The 17,602-nt window shown below is 64.1% G+C and carries 17 protein-coding genes; 8 read left to right on the plus strand and 9 right to left on the minus strand.

The window, feature by feature from the left end; genetic code table 11:
- Window positions 1–56: 56 nt before the first annotated feature.
- From GC148_RS09575 to GC148_RS09590, 4 genes are read right to left on the minus strand one after another with little or no spacing between them, the layout of a single operon-like run.
- Window positions 57–1,163, minus strand: coding sequence for a cystathionine gamma-lyase (locus tag GC148_RS09575; protein WP_291070471.1), 1,107 nt, complete (start codon window positions 1,161–1,163; stop codon window positions 57–59).
- Window positions 1,156–2,151 (minus strand): glutathione S-transferase C-terminal domain-containing protein, encoded by a 996-nt coding sequence (locus GC148_RS09580; protein ID WP_291070473.1) that lies wholly within the window; start codon window positions 2,149–2,151, stop codon window positions 1,156–1,158. Before GC148_RS09580 ends, GC148_RS09575 begins: the two co-directional genes overlap by 8 nt.
- Window positions 2,148–2,570, minus strand: coding sequence for a DUF1330 domain-containing protein (locus tag GC148_RS09585; protein ID WP_291070474.1), 423 nt, complete (start codon window positions 2,568–2,570; stop codon window positions 2,148–2,150). Before GC148_RS09585 ends, GC148_RS09580 begins: the two co-directional genes overlap by 4 nt.
- Complete coding sequence (locus GC148_RS09590) at window positions 2,570–4,849, minus strand: S9 family peptidase (protein ID WP_291070475.1); 2,280 nt, start codon at window positions 4,847–4,849, stop codon at window positions 2,570–2,572. Before GC148_RS09590 ends, GC148_RS09585 begins: the two co-directional genes overlap by 1 nt.
- 134 nt (window positions 4,850–4,983) lie before the next feature.
- Between GC148_RS09590 and GC148_RS09595 the strand changes: the two genes are divergently transcribed.
- The 3 genes from GC148_RS09595 (at window position 4,984) to GC148_RS09605 (ending at window position 9,376) form a co-directional block, all read left to right on the plus strand.
- Complete coding sequence (locus GC148_RS09595; protein WP_291070477.1) at window positions 4,984–5,922, plus strand: MBL fold metallo-hydrolase; 939 nt, start codon at window positions 4,984–4,986, stop codon at window positions 5,920–5,922.
- Between the two features lie 92 nt (window positions 5,923–6,014).
- Entirely contained in the window at window positions 6,015–7,679 is a 1,665-nt protein-coding gene (gene ettA / locus GC148_RS09600) for an energy-dependent translational throttle protein EttA (protein ID WP_291070479.1), read from the plus strand.
- Between the two features lie 95 nt (window positions 7,680–7,774).
- Window positions 7,775–9,376, plus strand: coding sequence for an amidase (locus GC148_RS09605; RefSeq protein WP_291070480.1), 1,602 nt, complete (start codon window positions 7,775–7,777; stop codon window positions 9,374–9,376).
- Between the two features lie 138 nt (window positions 9,377–9,514).
- Here GC148_RS09605 and GC148_RS09610 read toward each other — a convergent pair whose 3' ends face one another.
- From GC148_RS09610 to rpsF, 4 genes are all read right to left on the minus strand, one after another.
- A complete protein-coding gene (locus GC148_RS09610) occupies window positions 9,515–11,005 on the minus strand; it encodes a replicative DNA helicase (protein WP_291070482.1) in 1,491 nt (496 codons plus the stop codon).
- Between the two features lie 125 nt (window positions 11,006–11,130).
- Entirely contained in the window at window positions 11,131–11,712 is a 582-nt protein-coding gene (gene rplI / locus GC148_RS09615) for a 50S ribosomal protein L9 (RefSeq protein WP_291070483.1), read from the minus strand.
- A 12-nt stretch (window positions 11,713–11,724) separates the two neighbouring features.
- A complete protein-coding gene (rpsR, locus tag GC148_RS09620) occupies window positions 11,725–11,982 on the minus strand; it encodes a 30S ribosomal protein S18 (RefSeq protein WP_291070484.1) in 258 nt (85 codons plus the stop codon).
- 18 nt (window positions 11,983–12,000) lie between these two features.
- Window positions 12,001–12,342, minus strand: coding sequence for a 30S ribosomal protein S6 (gene rpsF / locus GC148_RS09625; protein WP_291070487.1), 342 nt, complete (start codon window positions 12,340–12,342; stop codon window positions 12,001–12,003).
- Window positions 12,343–12,553: 211 nt separating this feature from the next.
- Here rpsF and fabD point away from each other — a divergent pair, with 211 nt between their 5' ends.
- Window positions 12,554–13,507: an ACP S-malonyltransferase gene (fabD, locus tag GC148_RS09630; protein ID WP_291070489.1), complete on the plus strand. Its 954-nt coding sequence runs from the start codon at window positions 12,554–12,556 to the stop codon at window positions 13,505–13,507.
- A gap of 77 nt (window positions 13,508–13,584) precedes the next feature.
- On the plus strand, window positions 13,585–14,127 hold the full coding sequence (locus tag GC148_RS09635) for a hypothetical protein (protein WP_291070491.1): 543 nt from the start codon (window positions 13,585–13,587) through the stop codon (window positions 14,125–14,127).
- 8 nt (window positions 14,128–14,135) lie between these two features.
- Here the strand turns inward: GC148_RS09635 and GC148_RS09640 are convergent, their stop codons facing one another.
- A complete protein-coding gene (locus tag GC148_RS09640; RefSeq protein WP_291070493.1) occupies window positions 14,136–15,035 on the minus strand; it encodes an alpha/beta hydrolase-fold protein in 900 nt (299 codons plus the stop codon).
- A gap of 124 nt (window positions 15,036–15,159) precedes the next feature.
- On the opposite strand from GC148_RS09640, the gene fabG reads away from it, so the two are divergent.
- The 3 genes from fabG (at window position 15,160) to fabF (ending at window position 17,546) form a co-directional block, all read left to right on the plus strand.
- Window positions 15,160–15,897 (plus strand): 3-oxoacyl-[acyl-carrier-protein] reductase, encoded by a 738-nt coding sequence (gene fabG, locus GC148_RS09645; protein ID WP_291070494.1) that lies wholly within the window; start codon window positions 15,160–15,162, stop codon window positions 15,895–15,897.
- A 113-nt stretch (window positions 15,898–16,010) separates the two neighbouring features.
- Window positions 16,011–16,244 (plus strand): acyl carrier protein, encoded by a 234-nt coding sequence (locus GC148_RS09650; protein WP_291070495.1) that lies wholly within the window; start codon window positions 16,011–16,013, stop codon window positions 16,242–16,244.
- Window positions 16,245–16,259: 15 nt separating this feature from the next.
- Entirely contained in the window at window positions 16,260–17,546 is a 1,287-nt protein-coding gene (gene fabF, locus GC148_RS09655) for a beta-ketoacyl-ACP synthase II (protein ID WP_291070496.1), read from the plus strand.
- Window positions 17,547–17,602: the final 56 nt, after the last annotated feature.

Genomic DNA, 17,602 nt, shown 5'->3' on the forward strand with positions numbered 1-17,602 from the left:
CAATCCCTATACCAGTGTGACGTGGCTGTCATGAACCGTGCGCATGGCCTGAAATCTCATTCTCCGTCAAGGGCGGCCAGGGTCGCCGCGACGAGGTCGCTGACCGGCTCGATCCCGCACGCCAGACGGATGAAACCCTCCGGTACAGCGTCGCCCCAGCGCACCCGGCATTCCGCGCTCGAATGCACACCGCCGAAGCTCGTGGCGGCGGCGAGCAGGGGATGGCGCGCAATGAACGCCTCGGCGGTCGCCCGATCGGCCAGGCAGAAGCTGACAATCGGGCCATAGCCGCGCATCTGCTTGCGGGCGACCGCATGGGCCGCATCTGTCGCCAGCCCGGGATAGCGCAGGCCCGTGACGCGCAGATCGCCGGACAGCGCCGTGGCAATCGCCATCGCATTCGCGTTCGCACGGGCAACGCGCAGCTCCAGCGTCTCGATGCCCCGATGCAGCAGGTAGGCGTCGAACGGGCTCACGATGGCGCCCGCCAGCCGCCGCCAGGTCTTCACCGGCGCTAGCAGGTCCGCGTTCCGGCAAGCGACGTGACCCGCAAGGATGTCGGAATGGCCGGCCATCGCCTTGGTGTCCGCCATGATCGAAATGTCCGCCCCCAGATCAAGCGGGCGCTGGCAAAGCGGTGTTGCCGTCGTATTGTCGGCCACGAGGATCGTGCCCGCCTCTTTGGCGCGCGCCGCCACCGCCGCAATGTCGCAGACGTCCAGGCCGGGATTGGACGGCGTCTCGATCAGAGCCAGCTTCACGCCGGAGAAATCGGCCCCCGAGAAGGCCGCCGTCGCCACCTGGCGCACCTCGACGCCGCGCGTCGCGAACTGATCGGCCAGAAGGCCGCGCGCATTGTAATAGCCATCGGCATGGACCAGCACACGGTCGCCCGGTTTGAGATGCGCGTAGAACACGGATGCAATCGCCGCCATCCCGGAGGGGAACAGCACGACCTCGGCCTCCTCGATCAGGCCGATCTCGGTTTCCACCTCCTCGACGGTCGGGTTGCCATTGCGGCCATAGAAATGCGTGCCGTCCGGATCGCCGGGCTGCTCGAACGTCGACGACGCCACGATCGGCAAGGCAATCGGTTCGCCCTTGCGCAGGCGCTGCGTCCGATGGTGCAACAGCCGGGAAACCGGAGAAAACTTGTCAGTCAAGAATCGCGGCCCCTTCACCGATCAGCGCACGAATTGACGCTCTATCATTCTCGCCCAGCGCCTTCCAGTCCGCCCGCAGGGTTTCAAGGCATTTCGCCTGGTACTTGAACACGCCCTGCGTATAGGGCCGGCCTTCCAGCGTCAGATCGAACGTTTCCTGGCCGGCCTGCAACGCGTCGGCATTGGCCTTCAGGAACGGCAGGTAGGTGTCGCCTGCCTGAGCCAGCAATGCCTTCACCGGAACGGTTGTAAGCGCCGCGTCCGGCGAGAGCCACTCACCGTCCAGCCCGCTGGCATCATCGGCCAGATCCAGCCAGCGATAGAGATAAGGCACATCCGAGCGCAGCCAGGCCATCGGCGTCGGGTCCACGCTCATCACCTTCAGCTGCCCGTAAAGGGCAAGATCGGCCAGCGAGATCCGGTCTCCGAACAGGAACCGTGTCGGCCCGGTCGCCATGTCTTCCAGCATCCGGCATGTCCGCTTCCAGCTTGCCTCGATGATCGGAGCGGTCGCCGGCGTGCAGCCCACCAGCGCCATGCGCGAGATCTGCCGCTCACGGATCGTCGCCGCCATCTTCTCCACGCCCGCGCGCCCAGCATTCGGCAGTGAGTCGTACATCAGCCAGTTGGCACACCATTCGGCATCCTCGGCATAGGCCCAGCGATAGTGGAACATCGCCTTCATGAACCATTCGTCCGCCATGTCCTCGATCAGAAGGCAGACGAAACGCAGCGCCGGATCGGCCGGCACCAGCGCGCGCCCTTCGCCTTCCAGCGACAACAGGAACGGGGTTGAGTCATTCGTCCATATGCCATCCGGCTTGCGGATCACGGGGATCACCTGCGCCTTGACGTTGGGCATCACGTGGGTGCGGTCCTCGGCGGTCATGCCCGTCCAGGTATGCAGCAGGCGCTTGGCCCGCAGCGCCGCGCGCACTTTCATGGAATAGGGAGACCCAAGCGCCCCGTAGATGTCGTACCGGCTCACAGTTTCTGTCCTCCCGCCCATGTTGGCCGCGTCACGATCAGATCCTGGCAAAGCAGCCCGGCCTCCCGGTGGCGCGACATATCCTTGTAGTTCTTGTGGTTCAGCGTGGCGATGAAGGCCTGCCGGTTGGGAAACTGGTTCACCAGCACCGCATCCCAGTCTCCGCCGCCGATGAAATAACGCTCCGTATCGCCGAGCAGCAGCGTCACACCGCCCACCTCTTCCATCGCAACCGAAAACATCTCCGAATAGCGCGCATACGCCTCGCGTCCGGTGAGGTCTTCGCCATGCTCTGCATCTTCCGGCCGGTATTCCGCCTTCACGCGGAACTTCAGCAGGTTCACCTGCGCCACCGGTCCGCCATGCGGGTCATCGCGAAAGGCACGGAACTGCGCAGCAGTCGGTTGGAAGGCGGGCATCAGTATTCCTCCGTTTTCATGTGGCGCTTCAGGAACGCCATCCGTGTACGCATCAGGTGGACCTGCAAGGCTTCGCCACGGATGCCGTGGCGCTGGCCCGGATAGGTCATCACTTCGAACGGCTTCCCGAGTTCCTGCAACGCCGCCATCAGGCGCGTCGTATTGTCGAATGTCACATTGTCGTCCGCCATGCCGTGAACCAGCATTAGCGGCGTCGACAGCTTGCCGGCATCGGCCAGAACGCTGCTCTTCGCGTAGCCGTCCGGGTTGTTCTCTGGCGTACCCATATAGCGCTCGGTGTAGAACGTGTCGTAAAGGCTCCAGTCGGTCACCGGCGCGCCGGCCACGGCCGCGGCAAAGGTGCCTTCCGGCGCTCCAAGTATCGTTTTCAGCGTCATGTAGCCGCCATAGCTCCAGCCCTGGATGGCGATGCGGTGGGTGTCCACGAAAGGCTGCGCCTTCAGCCAGGCAACCCCGGCCAGTTGGTCGCGCACTTCCGCATCGCCCATGTTCCGGTGGATCACGTCTTCAAACGCCTTGCCACGGTTGCTGGAGCCGCGATTGTCCAACCGGAACACGATGAAGCCCTGCGCCGTGTAGAATACATCCGTCAGCGGCCCCCAGGTCCGGTCCACGGTTTGCACGTGCGGCCCGCCATACACCTCCAAGATCACCGGGTATTTCCGGGCCGGATCGAAATCCTTCGGCTTCCGGATGGAGTAATACAGCGTCTGCCCATCGTCCGCTTCCAGCGTGCCGTACTCGGGCAGAGTGTGCGCCGACAGATACGAGGCATACGGATGGCCCACGTCCAGCCGGTTCTCTTCGATCCAGGCAATCAGTGTTCCATCGATGCGGTAAAGCCCCGTCTGCGGCGGCTGGGCCGGCGACGACGACGTGCCGACGAAGGACTGGCCGTCCGGCGCCACCGTCACGTTCCAGGTCTTTCCCGGCTCGGTGATGCGCGTGATCTGCCGGTCATCAAGGCTCGCGGTATAAAGGTGCCTCTCCAGCGGCGTGTCCTTGAAACCCGTGAAGAAAACCCGCCGGCCGGCCCCAAGCGCGAGCTTCAGTTCATCCACGGCCCAATCCTCGCCACCGATCCGGATTTCAGTTCCGTCGGCGCGCGCAACCAGCTGCTTGAACCCGGAAGTCTCGCTGGAGCTGATCGTGAATTCGCCCGTCTCGATGCGCCGACTCAGCTCGCCGATGTTCACCCAGTGGGGCTGTGTCTCTTCGTCATAGACTTCCGTACGCCATTGTCCCGCTTCGGTAGCGGCCTGATAGGCAATCAGCGTCTGCGCCCGGTTCACCGCCTGCAGGTTCAGCGCCGTGCCGGACCAATTGACCCGCGTCAGGTATTGGTCGCTCGGCGCGCCCCATTCCGCCTTGCGCCAGTTCACCTCGATCGGCGCGTCGCCCGACAGATCCTGCACGAACAGGTCCACCACGGCATTCGGCCGCCCGGCGCGGGGATAGCGCTGGTCGATCACGGTCACCTTGTCGGCGGCAATGTCGAAGCGCGGAATGATGTCTACGCCGCTTTCGTCGACGCGCGTGTAGGCGATGAACCGCTCGTCGGGGCTCCACCAGTAGCCGGTGAAGCGGTGCATTTCCTCCTGCGCCACGAATTCGGCGATGCCATAGATGATCGCCTTGTCGGGCTCGGCCGCCGGCGAGATGCGCCGCTCTTCGCCGGTCTCAAGCGTGACGATGTACAGCGCGCCGTCGCGGATGAAGCTGACATGACTGCCCTTGGGTGACACCCTCGCGTCATACTCATAGGCATCTGTATGGGTCATCTGGCGCACCTGCGGCGCGCTGCCGCCCAGCGTCACCAGGTGCAGTTCGCCGCCCGCCGGCACGAGGATCGTATCCGCGGTGCCCCAGTCATAATCCGCAATCCCGCGTACGCCCGCGATCCGCTTGCGCTCGCGCATCGCCTTTTCGGCCTCGGCGAGTTCGGCGTCCGACGGGTCAACCAGTGTCGAGTCTACCAGCATGGAGGCTTCGCCGGTCGCCGCATCGAACTGCCACAGGTCGAACCGCGCCTGATCGCCCGCGCGGGGCTTGAGGAAGGTGACCCGCTTGCCGTCGGGTGAGAATTTCACGCCGCGCGGGCTCGGCCCCGACAGGCCGGGCGAAGCGTAGAGGCGCTCGAGGGTCAGGGTCTCGGGTGTCGTCATGGTGTCCTGTACGGAGCGCGGCGAAGGGCCGGCGTGGGTGCATGCCGCCAACACGCCGGATATCCCGGCGAGAAGTGCGAAGACGCGGATCATGCTGCGACACTAACGGCGATTCCGCCGGTGTCACCTCGCGCCGGCTTGCTGGCCGGAAATCGTGACTATCCTTCATTCGCGCTGCCCCCCATGCTGTGATAGGGGCAGGAAAAGGCCGGCCAGCGGAGGGCGCCATGTTACGCAATATCCTGATCGGGGCAGGTCTCCTGCTGGCCGTCATTCTCGGAGCCGCCTGGTGGCTGCTGTTCTCGGACACCAAGGCTCCGGCCAAGGCCGAAGGCGTCATGGACGTCGCCGCGTGGCGTGAACTCGTGGCCGCCGATGCCGGGCAGGGACCCACCAGCATCGGCTGGCTCGAAATCGGCCACGACGAGTTCCCCAGCATCGCGGTCCAGGCCGGCCGGTTTGCCGCGCCCGTGCCGATGTCATTCAACGCCTTCCAGCTGGTCTGGCCGGACCGGACGGTCATCATCGACACCGCCGTCGATGCCGAAACCATGGAAGAGATGAGCCAGACTCCCGCGGCCGGGTTCGATCCGGCCGCCTATGAGACCCTGCTCGACGCCATGACCCGCGCTGACACGATCCTGCTCACCCATGAGCACCTGGACCATGTAATGGGCGTCGCACGCCATCCCGATCCAGCCTCCATTGCCCCGCAACTGGCCCTCACCGAGATCCAGCGCGGCGCCCTTGCGCCCTTCACGCGCGGCGGCATGCTGCCCGACGCGATCCTTGCCGTCCCGGCGCTGGACCTTTCGCAGCCGGTGCGCATCGCGCCAGGTGTGGTTGTGGCGGCGATGTCCGGCCATTCGCCCGGCTCGGAGGTCATCTATGTCCAGCGCGCCGACGGGGCCGAATTCCTGTTCATTGGCGATATCGCCTGGACCATGCGCAACATCGACGACCTGACCACTCGCCCGCTGCTGCTGAACCTCCTGTTCTTCGATCCGCCGGAAGTGCGCGCCAACATCCGCGCCCAGTTGCGGGCCCTGTACGACCTGAAACAGTCCGATCCGGCCCTCACCCTCCTGCCGGCCCACGACCGCGACTACCTCCAGGGCCTCGTGGCCGCCGGCACGCTCGAGAACGGGTTCGCGCCCGCCCGCTGAGCCCGACCCGCGCTTAGCGCTTGATCTTCGCCGCGCGGCGCGCCACATCGCGCGCTGATCCCGTTTTCCCCTTTCCGAAGGAAGCTCCGCCCATGGCCGGTCCCCAATTCGTCTTTCACATGCAAGGCCTCACCAAGGCCTATCCCGGCGGCAAGAAGGTGTTCGAGAACATCCACCTGAACTTCCTGCCGGATGCCAAGATCGGTGTGGTCGGCGTCAACGGTTCGGGCAAATCGACCCTGCTGCGCATCATGGCGGGTGTGGACAAGGACTTCGTCGGCGAAGCCTGGGCCGCCGAGGGCGTAAAGGTCGGCTATCTGCCGCAGGAACCGAAGCTCGACCCGACCAAGAACGCGTTCGACAACATCGCATCGTCCTGCCCGGAAAAGATGATGCTCGACGAGTTCAATGCCATCTCGGCCAGGCTCGGCGAGGATTATTCCGACGAGCTGATGGAAGAGATGACCGCGCTCCAGGAGAAGATCGACGCCGCCAACGCCTGGGACATCGACTCCAAGATCGAAATGGCGATGAACGCCTTGCGCTGCCCGGAAAACGACGCGGACGTCACAAAGCTCTCAGGCGGCGAGATCCGCCGGGTCGCCATCTGCCAGCTGCTCCTGTCGAAGCCCGACATGATCCTGATGGACGAACCGACCAACCACCTCGACGCCGAAACCGTCGCCTGGCTCCAGAACTACCTGATCAATTTCCCCGGGTGCGTGATCCTCGTCACCCACGACCGCTACTTCCTCGACGACATCACCGACTGGATCCTCGAACTCGACCGCGGCCGCGGCGTGCCCTTCCAGGGCAACTACTCGTCCTGGGTCGAGCAGAAGGCCAAGCGCATGGAGCAGGAGGCCCGCGAGGATGTCGGCCGCAAACGCACCCTCGCCAAGGAACTCGAATGGGTCCGCTCCGGCCAGAAGGCGCGCCAGGCCAAGTCCAAGGCGCGTATCAACGCCTATGAGAAGATGGCCTCCGAGGCCGAGCGCGAGAAGGTCATGACCTCGCAGATCCGCATCCCGCCCGGCCCCCGCCTCGGCGGCGTCGTGCTGGAAGCGGAAGGCCTCAGCAAGGCATTCGGCGAGAACGTGCTGATCGAGGACCTGAGCTTCAAACTGCCCCCGGGCGGTATCGTCGGCGTTATCGGCCCGAACGGCGCCGGCAAATCGACCCTGTTCAAGATGATCCTCGGCCAGGAAAAGCCCGACAAGGGTGCCCTGCGTGTCGGCGAAACGGTCAAGATCGGCTATGTCGACCAGAGCCGTGACAAGCTCGACCCCAACAAGAACGTCTGGGAGGAAATCTCCGGCGGCACCGATGTGATCGATCTCGGCGGCGTCACGGTCATGTCACGCGCCTATGTCGGCGCTTTCAACTTCAAGGGCACAGACCAGCAGAAGAAGGTCGGCATCCTCTCCGGCGGTGAGCGCAACCGCGTCCACCTCGCCAAGATGCTGCGCGGCAGCCACAACCTGCTCCTACTCGACGAACCGACCAACGACCTCGACGTGGAAACCCTGCAGGCGCTCGAAGAAGGTCTCGACAATTTCCCCGGCTGCGCCGTTATCATCTCGCACGATCGCTGGTTCCTCGACCGCATGGCCACCCACATCCTCGCCTTCGAGGGTGACAGCCATGTTGAATGGTTCGAGGGCGATTTCTCGTCCTACCTCGAAGACAAGAAACGCCGCCTCGGCGAAGACGCCGTCAACCCGAAGCGCCTGAAGTTCAAGAAGTTCGCGCGCTAGGTCCTTTCGCCTCCGCGGGCGTCCGGGCGCACGGCCTCTTGCCTCTTCGCGCTTGGCCGCTACCGTCCCTCCTGATCCAGGAGGGACGCGCCGCCATGAATTTCAAGGTCACTGCCGCACTTGCGGCGCTGCTGCTCGCCGCCTGCTCAGCGCCCGCTCCGCCCGCGTCCGAGGAGGTATCCGTGACTGGATCCTATGAGGCCGATGCCATGCTGGCGAAGACCTTGCCCGACATCGCGGGCGAGCTTGCCGCCGGCACCATGACATCAGAGGGCCTTACGCGCGCCTATCTCGCCCGCATCGCAGCCATTGACGAGGCCGGCCCGCGCCTCCAGGCCGTGCTGGTCACCAATCCGGACGCGCTGGCGCAGGCCGCTGCCAGTGATGCCCGCCGCGCCGAGGGCAAGGCGCTTGGCCCGCTCGACGGCGTGCCGATCCTCCTCAAGGACAATATCGAAACCCTCGATCCGATGCCCACCACGGCCGGTTCCACGGCCCTGAAGGACAATATCACCGGCCGCGACAGCCCGCTCGTCGCTGGCCTGCGCGCGCAGGGCGCCGTGATCCTCGGCAAGACCAATCTCAGCCAGTGGGCCAATTTCCGCTCGAATTTCTCGATGAGCGGTTGGTCCTCCGTAGGCGGACAGGTGCGAAACCCCCACATGCTCGACCGCAATCCCTGCGGCTCCAGCTCTGGCACGGGCGCTGCCATTGCTGCGTCGCTGGCCGCCGGCGGTGTCGGCACCGAGACAAACGGCTCGATCATCTGCCCATCCCATGTCAACGGCCTCGTCGGCTTCAAGCCGACCGTCGGCGTCATCCCGCAAGACGGCATCGTGCCCATTTCGCCCAGCCAGGACACCGCCGGGCCGATGACGAAATCGGTGCTTGGCGCGGCCATGCTGATGAACGCTATGGATCCCGGCGCGACAGACTATATCGCCGCCCTCTCGCCGGACGCGCTGAAGGGAGTTCGCATCGGCGTGCTGCGCACGGCGCAAGGCTCGAACCCGGATGTTCTGGAGCGGTTCAACGCCGCCCTTGCGGCCATGCAAGGGCAGGGCGCCGAACTGGTCGACATCACCGAATTCAGCCTGCCGGCCGGCTTCTTTCCCGATTCGCTTCTTGTGCTCGAATACGAGTTCAAGGCCAGCCTGAACGCCTATCTCGCCAGCGCCGCGCCGGCCGTCACCACGCGCACGCTGACCGATCTGATCGCCTTCAATGACGCCCATGCGGATACCGAGCTCGCGCTCTTCGACCAGGACCTGTTCACCGACTCCGATGCCCTTGGTCCGCTCACGGACAAAGCCTATACCGACGCACTGACGCTTATCCAGTCGGCCGCCCGCGAAAACGGCATCGACAAGGCCCTCGCCGAGCACAATGTCTCGGTCCTCGTGGCGCCGTCTGGCCCGATCTCGCCGCGCATCGATCCCGTCAACGGTGATGTCTGGCCGGATTGGGCCGGCGCTGGCTGGGCGCCCGCCATCGCCGGCTACCCGCACCTCACCGTTCCGATGGGCGACGTCCACGGCATTCCGCTCGGCGTCTCCTTCTTCGGTGCCAGGAATGCCGATGCGGCAATGCTCGCCTACGGTTACGCCTACGAACAGGCCACCCACCTGCGCCCTGAACCCCACTATCTGCCCACGGCAGAAGCCCGCCCAGAGATCGCCCCGGCCATGGCGAAATAGACGCCCCGCTGATCCCGGCGCAACAAGATTTCGCCCATCTGGTCTGGATTCCCGCCTTCGCGGGCATGAGCGGAAGTTGAAAACACCTCAAACGAACCAACCGGCCAGCCCAAAGCTGCGTCCGGACGCCTGTGCTGCCTACTCGAACGGGTCGGTCCGGGCGGCGTCGTAGGCGAGGTCGCCGAAGCGGGTGACGCGCGAGTCGAAGGCGAGTTTCACGGTGCCGATTGGGCCATGGCGCTGTTTGGAGACAATGACTTCGGCCGTGCCGAACACCTGGTCCATCCGGGTGCGCCAGGCCTTCCACTTTTCGCTTGAGGACGGATCATTCGGGTCGGCGGCCGGCTCGGTCCGCGCGAGGTAATACTCCTCGCGGAACACGAACATCACGATGTCGGCATCCTGTTCGATCGAGCCGGATTCCCGCAGGTCCGACAATTGCGGGCGCTTGTCGTCGCGCTGTTCGACCGCGCGCGACAGTTGCGATAGCGCCAGCACCGGCACGTTGAGGTCCTTGGCCAGCGCCTTTAGCGCGGTGGTGATCTGGGTCACTTCCTGCACGCGGTTGGTGTTGGAATTGGACGAGGAGGTGGTGATCAGCTGCAGATAGTCGATCACGATCAGGTCGAGCCCTTCGGACCGTTTCAGGCGCCGCGCCCGTGCCGTCAGTTCGCCGATGGAAATGCCGCCTGTGTCATCGATGTAGAGCGGCAGGTTCTGCAACTCGGTCGTTGCCTCGCTCAGGCGTTCGAAGTCCGCCTTGGTCAGCTTGCCCTGCCGGATGTCGTGCGAGCTGATCTCGGTGCGCTCGGCCAGGATACGCGTAGCGAGCTGTTCGCTCGACATCTCGAGCGAGAAGAAGGCGACGATGCCGCCATCGACCGTCTTGCGCGAGCCGTCTTCCTGGGTCTCGTACCGGTAAGCAGCGGCGACGTTGTAGGCGATGTTGGTCGCCAGAGACGTCTTGCCCATCGACGGGCGACCGGCGAGGATCAACAGGTCGGACCGGTGGAAGCCGCCGAGCTGTTCGTCGAGGTCGCGCAGCGCGGTCGGGATGCCTGCAATCTTGCCGCCGCGCTTGAAGGCGGCCTCGGCAGTGACGAGGGACTCGGCGAGCGCTTCGGCGAAGGTGGAGAAGCCGCGCTCGGAACTGCCGCGTTCGGCCAGTTCGAACAGCGCCCGCTCGGCCTTGTTGATCAGGGTCGATCCATTGTCGTCGTCTTCCGGCGACAGGGACTGGGACTGGATGCCCGCGCCGACGCGGATCAGCTCGCGCCGGATGGCGAGGTCGCGGATGATGCGCGCATAATCCTTCACCTCCGGACCGAAGGCGGCGGCGTCCAGCAAATCGACCAGGTATTTCGCGCCGCCGATCTCGGTCAGCTTTTCCTTCTGCTCGAAATGCTCGCGCAGGGTCACGCCGTCGGCCACGCGGCCGGTCTGGATCATAGTCGAGGCGACTTCGTAGAGCAGGCTGTGGGCAGGGGCGTAGAAGTCCGAGGGCCGAAGGATCTCTGCGATGTACTGGTAGACGTTGTTGTCGAACAGGATCGCGCCGATCACGGCCGCTTCGGCCGCGAGGTTATGGGGCGAGACGACGGGGGTCTGGGCGGTCGGCTGCTGGGTCATCGGGCCATATTAACCCAAGCCCGGTCTGAACGCGCGGGATTTGGTTCAGTTTTCAAACGCGACTCACAGAAAAAAGCCGCGGTCCGGTGGGACCGCGGCTCTTCTTGGGGGCGTTGGGCCGCCGACTACTCGTCGTCGCCCACCGGGCCGCGCTCGGCCGCCGCTTCGGCCAGCTCGCCGGCCTGCTCTTCAGCAAACGCAGCATTGGCAGCCTGCAGGGCCTCGACGATGTTCTCGCCCTTGGCCTGACGCTCGGCTTCTTCCGCAGACCGGGCCACGTTGACCTGGATCTTGACGGCGACCTCGGCATGAAGGCGGACCGAAACGTCGAACAGACCGATCGACTTGATCGGCTTGTCGAGTCGCACCGCATTGCGCGGGATCTTGTGGCCGGCTTCCTCTGCGGCGTCGGAGACGTCGCGGGCCGAGACCGAACCGTAGAGCTGGCCGGTATCGCCAGCCTGACGGATCAGGACGAAGGTTGTGCCTTCCAGCTTCTCAGCGTCGGTCTTCGCCGCATCGCGGGCGGCCGCGTTGCGGGCTTCGATCGCTTCACGCTCGACTTCGAACCGCTTGCGGTTCCGGTCGTTGGCGATTAGCGCCTTGCCTTGCGGGATCAGGAAGTTGCGGGCGAAGCCGTTCTTGACGCGGACTTCATCACCGATCTTGCCGAGGCGTTCGATGCGCTCAAGGAGAATGACTTGCATGGGGGTCTCTCCTTATTTCACTTCGAACGGGATGAGCGCCAGCATGCGGGCGCGCTTGATCGCCTGGGCCAGCTTGCGCTGGTTTTTCAGGTTCACGGCCGTGATGCGGCTCGGCACGATCTTTCCCTTTTCAGAGATGTAGCGCTGAAGCAGCTTCACGTCTTTGTAGTCGATTTCCTGGGCGTGTTCGCCGGTGAACGGGTCCACCTTGCGCCGGCGTCCGAACGGACGGCGGGCCGGAATGTTCGTGATGTTGATTTTCTGTGCCATCGGATGTGTTCCTTTCCCTTAGTCGCGCGGACGGCGCTCTTTGCGCGACAGAACCGGCGAGGGCTCGTCGGACAGCGTTTCGACGCGGACGGTCAGGTAGCGCATCACGTCTTCCGAGATGCGCTGGCGGCGTTCAAGTTCGTGGATCGCTTCGGCCGGGCCGTCGATGTTGATCAGCGAGTAGTGACCTTTGCGCTGCTTCTTGATCGGGTAGGCGAGGCTGCGAAGACCCCAGTATTCGGTTTTGCCGACCGTTGCGCCTTTTTCCTTAAGGAAGGTGCTCATTTCCTCGACGAAGGTGTCAACTTGGGCGGGCGAGATGTCCGGTCGTGTAATCACGACGTGCTCGTATAGTGCCATGTTTTCATTCCCAAAATTAGAAGGTGCGGCGCAGGGGAGCGGGAAACTGCCCCAGCGATGGCCCCTCGTTTTCCGGCTTATTCCGGGGACTTGAGGACCGCACCTTGCTGTGAAGAGCGGGTCTAAAGCCTATCTGGCTGCAGATTTCAAGCGCTTGCATGCGGGAAGGGCCCGCTTTAGGCACGCCAAAATCAGGGAGGCGCGTAACCATATGACGCTCGCATTCATTTTTCCCGGTCAGGGAAGCCAGGAAATCGGCATGGGCAAGGCGCTGGCGGAGGCTTTCCCTGCCGCCAAGGCGGTTTTTGAGGAAGTCGACGCGGCCCTCGGCCAGGACCTGTCCGGCCTGATGTGGGGCGGAGACCTCGCCGAGCTGACCCTCACCTCGAACACCCAGCCGGCCCTGATGGCGCATTCCGTGGCCGCCTACCGGGCGCTGGAAGCGAACTTCGGGATCAGCGTGAAGGATGCCGCCTTCGTGGCAGGCCACTCGCTGGGTGAGTATTCGGCGCTGGCGGCGGCGGGCGCGATCAGCCTGTCGGATACGGCCCGGCTGCTGCGCATCCGCGGCAATGCCATGCAAGGCGCGGTCAAGCCGGGCGAGGGGGCCATGGCGGCCCTGCTCGGCGCGGAAGTTGCGCAGGCCGAAGCGGCGTGCGCGGCGGGCCGCGACACAGGCGGCGCCTGCGAGATCGCCAATGACAATGCCCCCGGCCAGATCGTCATCTCCGGCACCAAGGCGGCCATCGATGCCGCGGTTGCCTGGTCTCAGGCCAACGGCGTGAAGAAGGCCATGGCGCTGAACGTCTCCGCGCCGTTCCACTGCTCACTGATGCAGCCGGCCGCCGATGCGATGGCTGAAGCGTTGGCGACCACCGAAATCAAGGCACCGGCCACGCCGCTGGTCGCGAACGTGTCGGCGAGCGCGGTGACCGACCCCGACACGATCCGCCGCAACCTCGTCACCCAGGTCACCGGCCGGGTGCGCTGGACCGAGAGTGTGCAGTTCATGGTGGCGCAGGGCGTCACGATGACGGCCGAGACCGGCAATGGCAAAGTGCTGACGGTCATGCAGCGCCGCATCGAGAAATCCCTCAACGGCTTCACCCTCGGCAATCCCGAAGACTTGGAAGCCTTCGCCAAGGCCCTGCGCGGCGAAGGCTGAATCGGGCACCGCCTCGCGGACTTGCTCGGCACTGATCCCGGCGAAGCCTGGCGTTCCTTCTCCTGTGGGAGGGAACCATGACACTCGAGAACTTTTATTATGTCGGTCAGACGGTCGCGGTCGTCGCGATCCTGATGTCGTTGCTGGCGGTCGTCTGGCAGATGCAGCAATCGCAAAAGATGGAACGCGCCGCCGCTCAACGGGACCTGCTTCTGCCTGTATCGGAATGGGGCCGGATGACGAATTCGCAAGACGGCGACATCGACCGGTTTGTGGTTGGGCTGCATGGGTACGACAGCGCCGAAGCGCTTACTCAATCGTTCATCGACAAGGCGCTTTCCGAATTTGTCTTCGTCGCGGAGTCCGCGCTGAACATGCACCGGGACGGGTTCTTCAGCGAAGGAACCTGGGGCGGAATAGAAGGCGCCGCACTGGCCCTGTTACGCACGCCGGGCGGCAAGCAATGGTGGGTCTATGGCGAACGGGTTATCGGCGCTGAGATCGTGGCGCACCTCAACAAGCGGTTGCGCGAGATCCCCGATTCAGCGCCGACCTTCCTGGATTTCTGGCCGTCCTACCGAAACCGGCTCCGGGAGCTGGAGGTGCTCAAGGCAGCCTGACGCCGCCCTCATGAAGGACTGGCGCAGCTTTTCGCTTCGATGCTGTTTGTCACAACCGCCGGATCGCCAAGCTGCATCATCCAGGTAATTGAGCCGCCCGAGATCAGGCGCCATGCGCGCGGTTCGTGCGCCCACTTGCCGATACATACACGCACTGGCGCGCCGCTGGCCGCCATCGAACTGGCCAGCTTCTTCGGAAGCTCCGCTTTCTTCTTGATCGTGCCACTGATCTCTTCTGTCCCGCCTGAAACGACCCAGCGCAGAGTGTTGGCGCCGGTCTCTTGCCAATAGCCAACGGTTTTCGTTTTCGTCATCATCGGAGAATGCACAAGGACACCGGCAAAGAGGTCTGCGTGTTCAGCGGCGGTGGTGGTGGCCCAGTCAGCGCCATTGGAGAAACCGCCGATATAGCGCTTGGCCGGATCGGGCGCGGCCTTCCGGGTGCCCTCCGCCCACGGAATGACATAGTCGACAAACCAGCGGTTGTGCGCCTCGTAGGATTTGGGGCCGTGGAAGTGACGGACATATTCTTCCGCCCGCTCTTCCGGATCGGCCTGCGGATCCAGACCGATCACCATGAGCGGCGCGAGCTCTCCGGACTCAATGGCGCGCTTTAGCGGTATGGCGGCGACGTAGATGCCAATCATGCCGTCGGCCATGTAGAGGGTCGGCAGAAGGTCCGCACCGGCATTCGCCGGGCGCCAGACGCAAATGGCGCGTGGGCCGACCTTCTCCGGCCCGGGCGACACATAGCAGCGTGTCTCCGCTTCGATTTCGTCGCGGATTATTTTGGCTTCGTCCGGCGTGATGTCGGCGAAGACCGGCAGCGGAGTGAGCAACAAGGTCACGAGGCTTGCGAGGAACTTTTTGATGATGCGCGCCATGACGGGCTCCAGCATATCGATCATCGAAAACTAGTCCTGCTCGGCTGGCTCTGCAACCAGCCTTGCCAGGCTGGCGCGTGCGTTTGACGCGGGGAGGGCTTGTGCCGTAAGTCCGGCGCCAACAGACAAACCAGCAGGGAGCCCCCGCATGTTCGACCTTTCTGGCCGCACGGCCCTCGTCACTGGCGCGTCGGGCGGCATTGGCCGCTCGATCGCCCAGGCCCTTTCGGAAGCCGGCGCAAAGGTCGTGCTCTCCGGCACGCGCGAAGCGGTGCTGCAGGAAGTCGCCGCGACCCTGAAGGGCGAAAGCGCGATCGTGGCCTGCAACCTGTCAGACCCGGCGGCGGTCGACGGGCTGGTCGGTCAAGCCGAAGCGGCCCTCGGCCCGCTCGACATCCTGGTCGCCAATGCGGGGATCACCCGCGATAAGCTGTTGATTCAGATGAAGGACGAGGATTGGAATGACGTGATCAACGTCAATCTCGGCTCCTATTTCCGGCTCGCGAAGACCGCCGTTCGCGGCATGATGAAGCGGCGCTATGGCCGCATCATCGGCATCACCTCCATCGTCGGCGTGACCGGAAACCCCGGACAGGCGAATTATTGCGCCTCCAAGGCGGGGATGATCGGGTTCACGAAATCGCTGGCCCAGGAAGTGGCCAGCCGGGGAATCACCGCCAACACGATTGCCCCCGGATTCATCGAATCGCCCATGACCGACGGGCTGCCGGAAACCCAGAAACAGGCCCTTCTGGGGCAGATTCCTTCGGGCCGCCTGGGGCAGGGCAACGATATTGCTGCAGGTGCGGTGTACCTCGCCTCCAGCGAAGCCGCCTATGTCACGGGGCAAACCCTGCATATCAACGGCGGCATGGCCATGATCTGACCCTGCGCAGTCCCTGTTGAGACAAGGGCTTGGCGCTTCGCGGAAGTGTGTGCTAGGCGCAACACAATGGTTCGGAAATGGGCCAGTCTGCAGGCATATCGAGAGAGGTATCCATGTCTGACGTTCTTGAGCGCGTGAAAAAAATTGTCGTCGAAAACCTCGACGTCGAAGCTGACAAAGTGGTTGAGGGCGCAAGCTTCATCGACGACCTCGGTGCCGACTCGTTGGACCTCGTTGAGCTGGTCATGGCTTTCGAGGAAGAGTTCAACATCGAAATTCCCGATGATGTGCAGGAGTCGATCCGCTCGGTCGGCGACGCCGTTTCGCACATCAAGGCGCATATCTAAGGCGCCTTGGCTGCAATGTCCGAACGTCGCGTTGTCATCACCGGTATCGGTATCGTGTCCCCGCTCGCCAACGGGCGCGAGGCCACTTGGGAACGCCTGATTGCCGGCAAGTCCGGCGCAGGTGCAATAGACAAGTTCGACGCCTCGGACCTTCCTTGCAAGATTGCTTTCCAGGTGCCGTACGCATCTGGCCGGGGCGGCGGTGCGGGTGACCCCCACGCTTTCGATCCCGACAAGGTGATGTCGGCCAAGGAGCAGCGCCGGACTGATGAGTTCGTAGTGTACGCCGTTGCGGCGGCCGACGAAGCCATCGCGGATGCCGCGCTGCCGCTTGAAACCGACGAACAGAAGGAACGCGCTGGCGTTCTGATCGGTTCGGGGATCGGCGGCCTGGAAACGATCTACGAAACCGCAATCCTTCTGCACGAGCAGGGACCGCGGAAGGTCAGCCCCTTCTTCATTCCGGCTTCGCTGATCAACCTGGCTTCTGGCCAGGTGTCGATCCGCCACGGATTGAAGGGACCGAACCATTCGGTCGTGACCGCGTGCGCCACCGGCGCACACGCGATCGGGGACTCTGCCCGCCTCATCAAGTATGGCGACGCCGACGTGATGGTGGCCGGCGGCGCCGAAGCGGTGATCGGACGGCTCGGCATTGCCGGCTTCTGTGCCGCCAAGGCGATGTCGACCAATTTCAATGACACCCCCGAGAAGGCGTCGCGGCCCTATGACAAGGACCGTGACGGTTTCGTGATGGGGGAAGGCGCAGCGGTGCTGGTGCTCGAAGAGTATGAGCATGCAAAAGCCCGCGGCGCAAAAATCTATGCCGAAGTGGCTGGGTACGGCCTCACGGGCGACGCCTATCACATCACGGCGCCGGCCGAAGGCGCCGAAGGCGGCTACCGCGCCATGAAGATGGCGTTGAAGAATTCCGGAATCGACCCGACCGAGATCGACTATGTCAACGCCCACGGCACCTCGACGCCGAAAGGTGACGAAGGCGAAGCCGGCGCTGTGGAGCGGGCTTTCGGTGATCACGCAAAGAACCTGTCGATGTCGTCGACCAAATCGGCCGTCGGCCACCTTCTGGGCGCCGCCGGCGCGATCGAAGCGGCGTTCTGTGCCCTGGCGATCCGTGACCAGGTGATGCCGCCGACACTGAACCTCGACAATCCGAGCTTCGAGACGGTGATCGACCTCATCCCACACAAGGCCAAGAAAGGCCGGGTACGCGCAGCCATGTCCAACAGTTTCGGTTTCGGCGGCACCAACGCGTCGCTAATCCTGAAGCAAGTGACCTGAGTTTAATGCTGCCCCGCGGCGCTGTGGTGGGGTCTTGCTGCGGACAATTGATTTTC

The sequence above is a fragment of the Hyphomonas sp. genome (genome assembly GCF_016125515.1).
Lineage (GTDB): Bacteria > Pseudomonadota > Alphaproteobacteria > Caulobacterales > Hyphomonadaceae > Hyphomonas.

Coding starts and splice junctions, on each gene's coding strand:
- GC148_RS09585 (WP_291070474.1), bottom strand. CDS start 2,570: ATGCCCGCCTTCCAACCGACTGCTGCGCAGTTCCGTGCCTTTCGCGAT.
- GC148_RS09590 (WP_291070475.1), bottom strand. CDS start 4,849: ATGATCCGCGTCTTCGCACTTCTCGCCGGGATATCCGGCGTGTTGGCG.
- GC148_RS09595 (WP_291070477.1), top strand. CDS start 4,984: ATGTTACGCAATATCCTGATCGGGGCAGGTCTCCTGCTGGCCGTCATT.
- ettA (WP_291070479.1), top strand. CDS start 6,015: ATGGCCGGTCCCCAATTCGTCTTTCACATGCAAGGCCTCACCAAGGCC.
- GC148_RS09605 (WP_291070480.1), top strand. CDS start 7,775: ATGAATTTCAAGGTCACTGCCGCACTTGCGGCGCTGCTGCTCGCCGCC.
- GC148_RS09610 (WP_291070482.1), bottom strand. CDS start 11,005: ATGACCCAGCAGCCGACCGCCCAGACCCCCGTCGTCTCGCCCCATAAC.
- rplI (WP_291070483.1), bottom strand. CDS start 11,712: ATGCAAGTCATTCTCCTTGAGCGCATCGAACGCCTCGGCAAGATCGGT.
- rpsR (WP_291070484.1), bottom strand. CDS start 11,982: ATGGCACAGAAAATCAACATCACGAACATTCCGGCCCGCCGTCCGTTC.
- rpsF (WP_291070487.1), bottom strand. CDS start 12,342: ATGGCACTATACGAGCACGTCGTGATTACACGACCGGACATCTCGCCC.
- fabD (WP_291070489.1), top strand. CDS start 12,554: ATGACGCTCGCATTCATTTTTCCCGGTCAGGGAAGCCAGGAAATCGGC.
- GC148_RS09635 (WP_291070491.1), top strand. CDS start 13,585: ATGACACTCGAGAACTTTTATTATGTCGGTCAGACGGTCGCGGTCGTC.
- GC148_RS09640 (WP_291070493.1), bottom strand. CDS start 15,035: ATGATCGATATGCTGGAGCCCGTCATGGCGCGCATCATCAAAAAGTTC.
- fabG (WP_291070494.1), top strand. CDS start 15,160: ATGTTCGACCTTTCTGGCCGCACGGCCCTCGTCACTGGCGCGTCGGGC.
- GC148_RS09650 (WP_291070495.1), top strand. CDS start 16,011: ATGTCTGACGTTCTTGAGCGCGTGAAAAAAATTGTCGTCGAAAACCTC.
- fabF (WP_291070496.1), top strand. CDS start 16,260: ATGTCCGAACGTCGCGTTGTCATCACCGGTATCGGTATCGTGTCCCCG.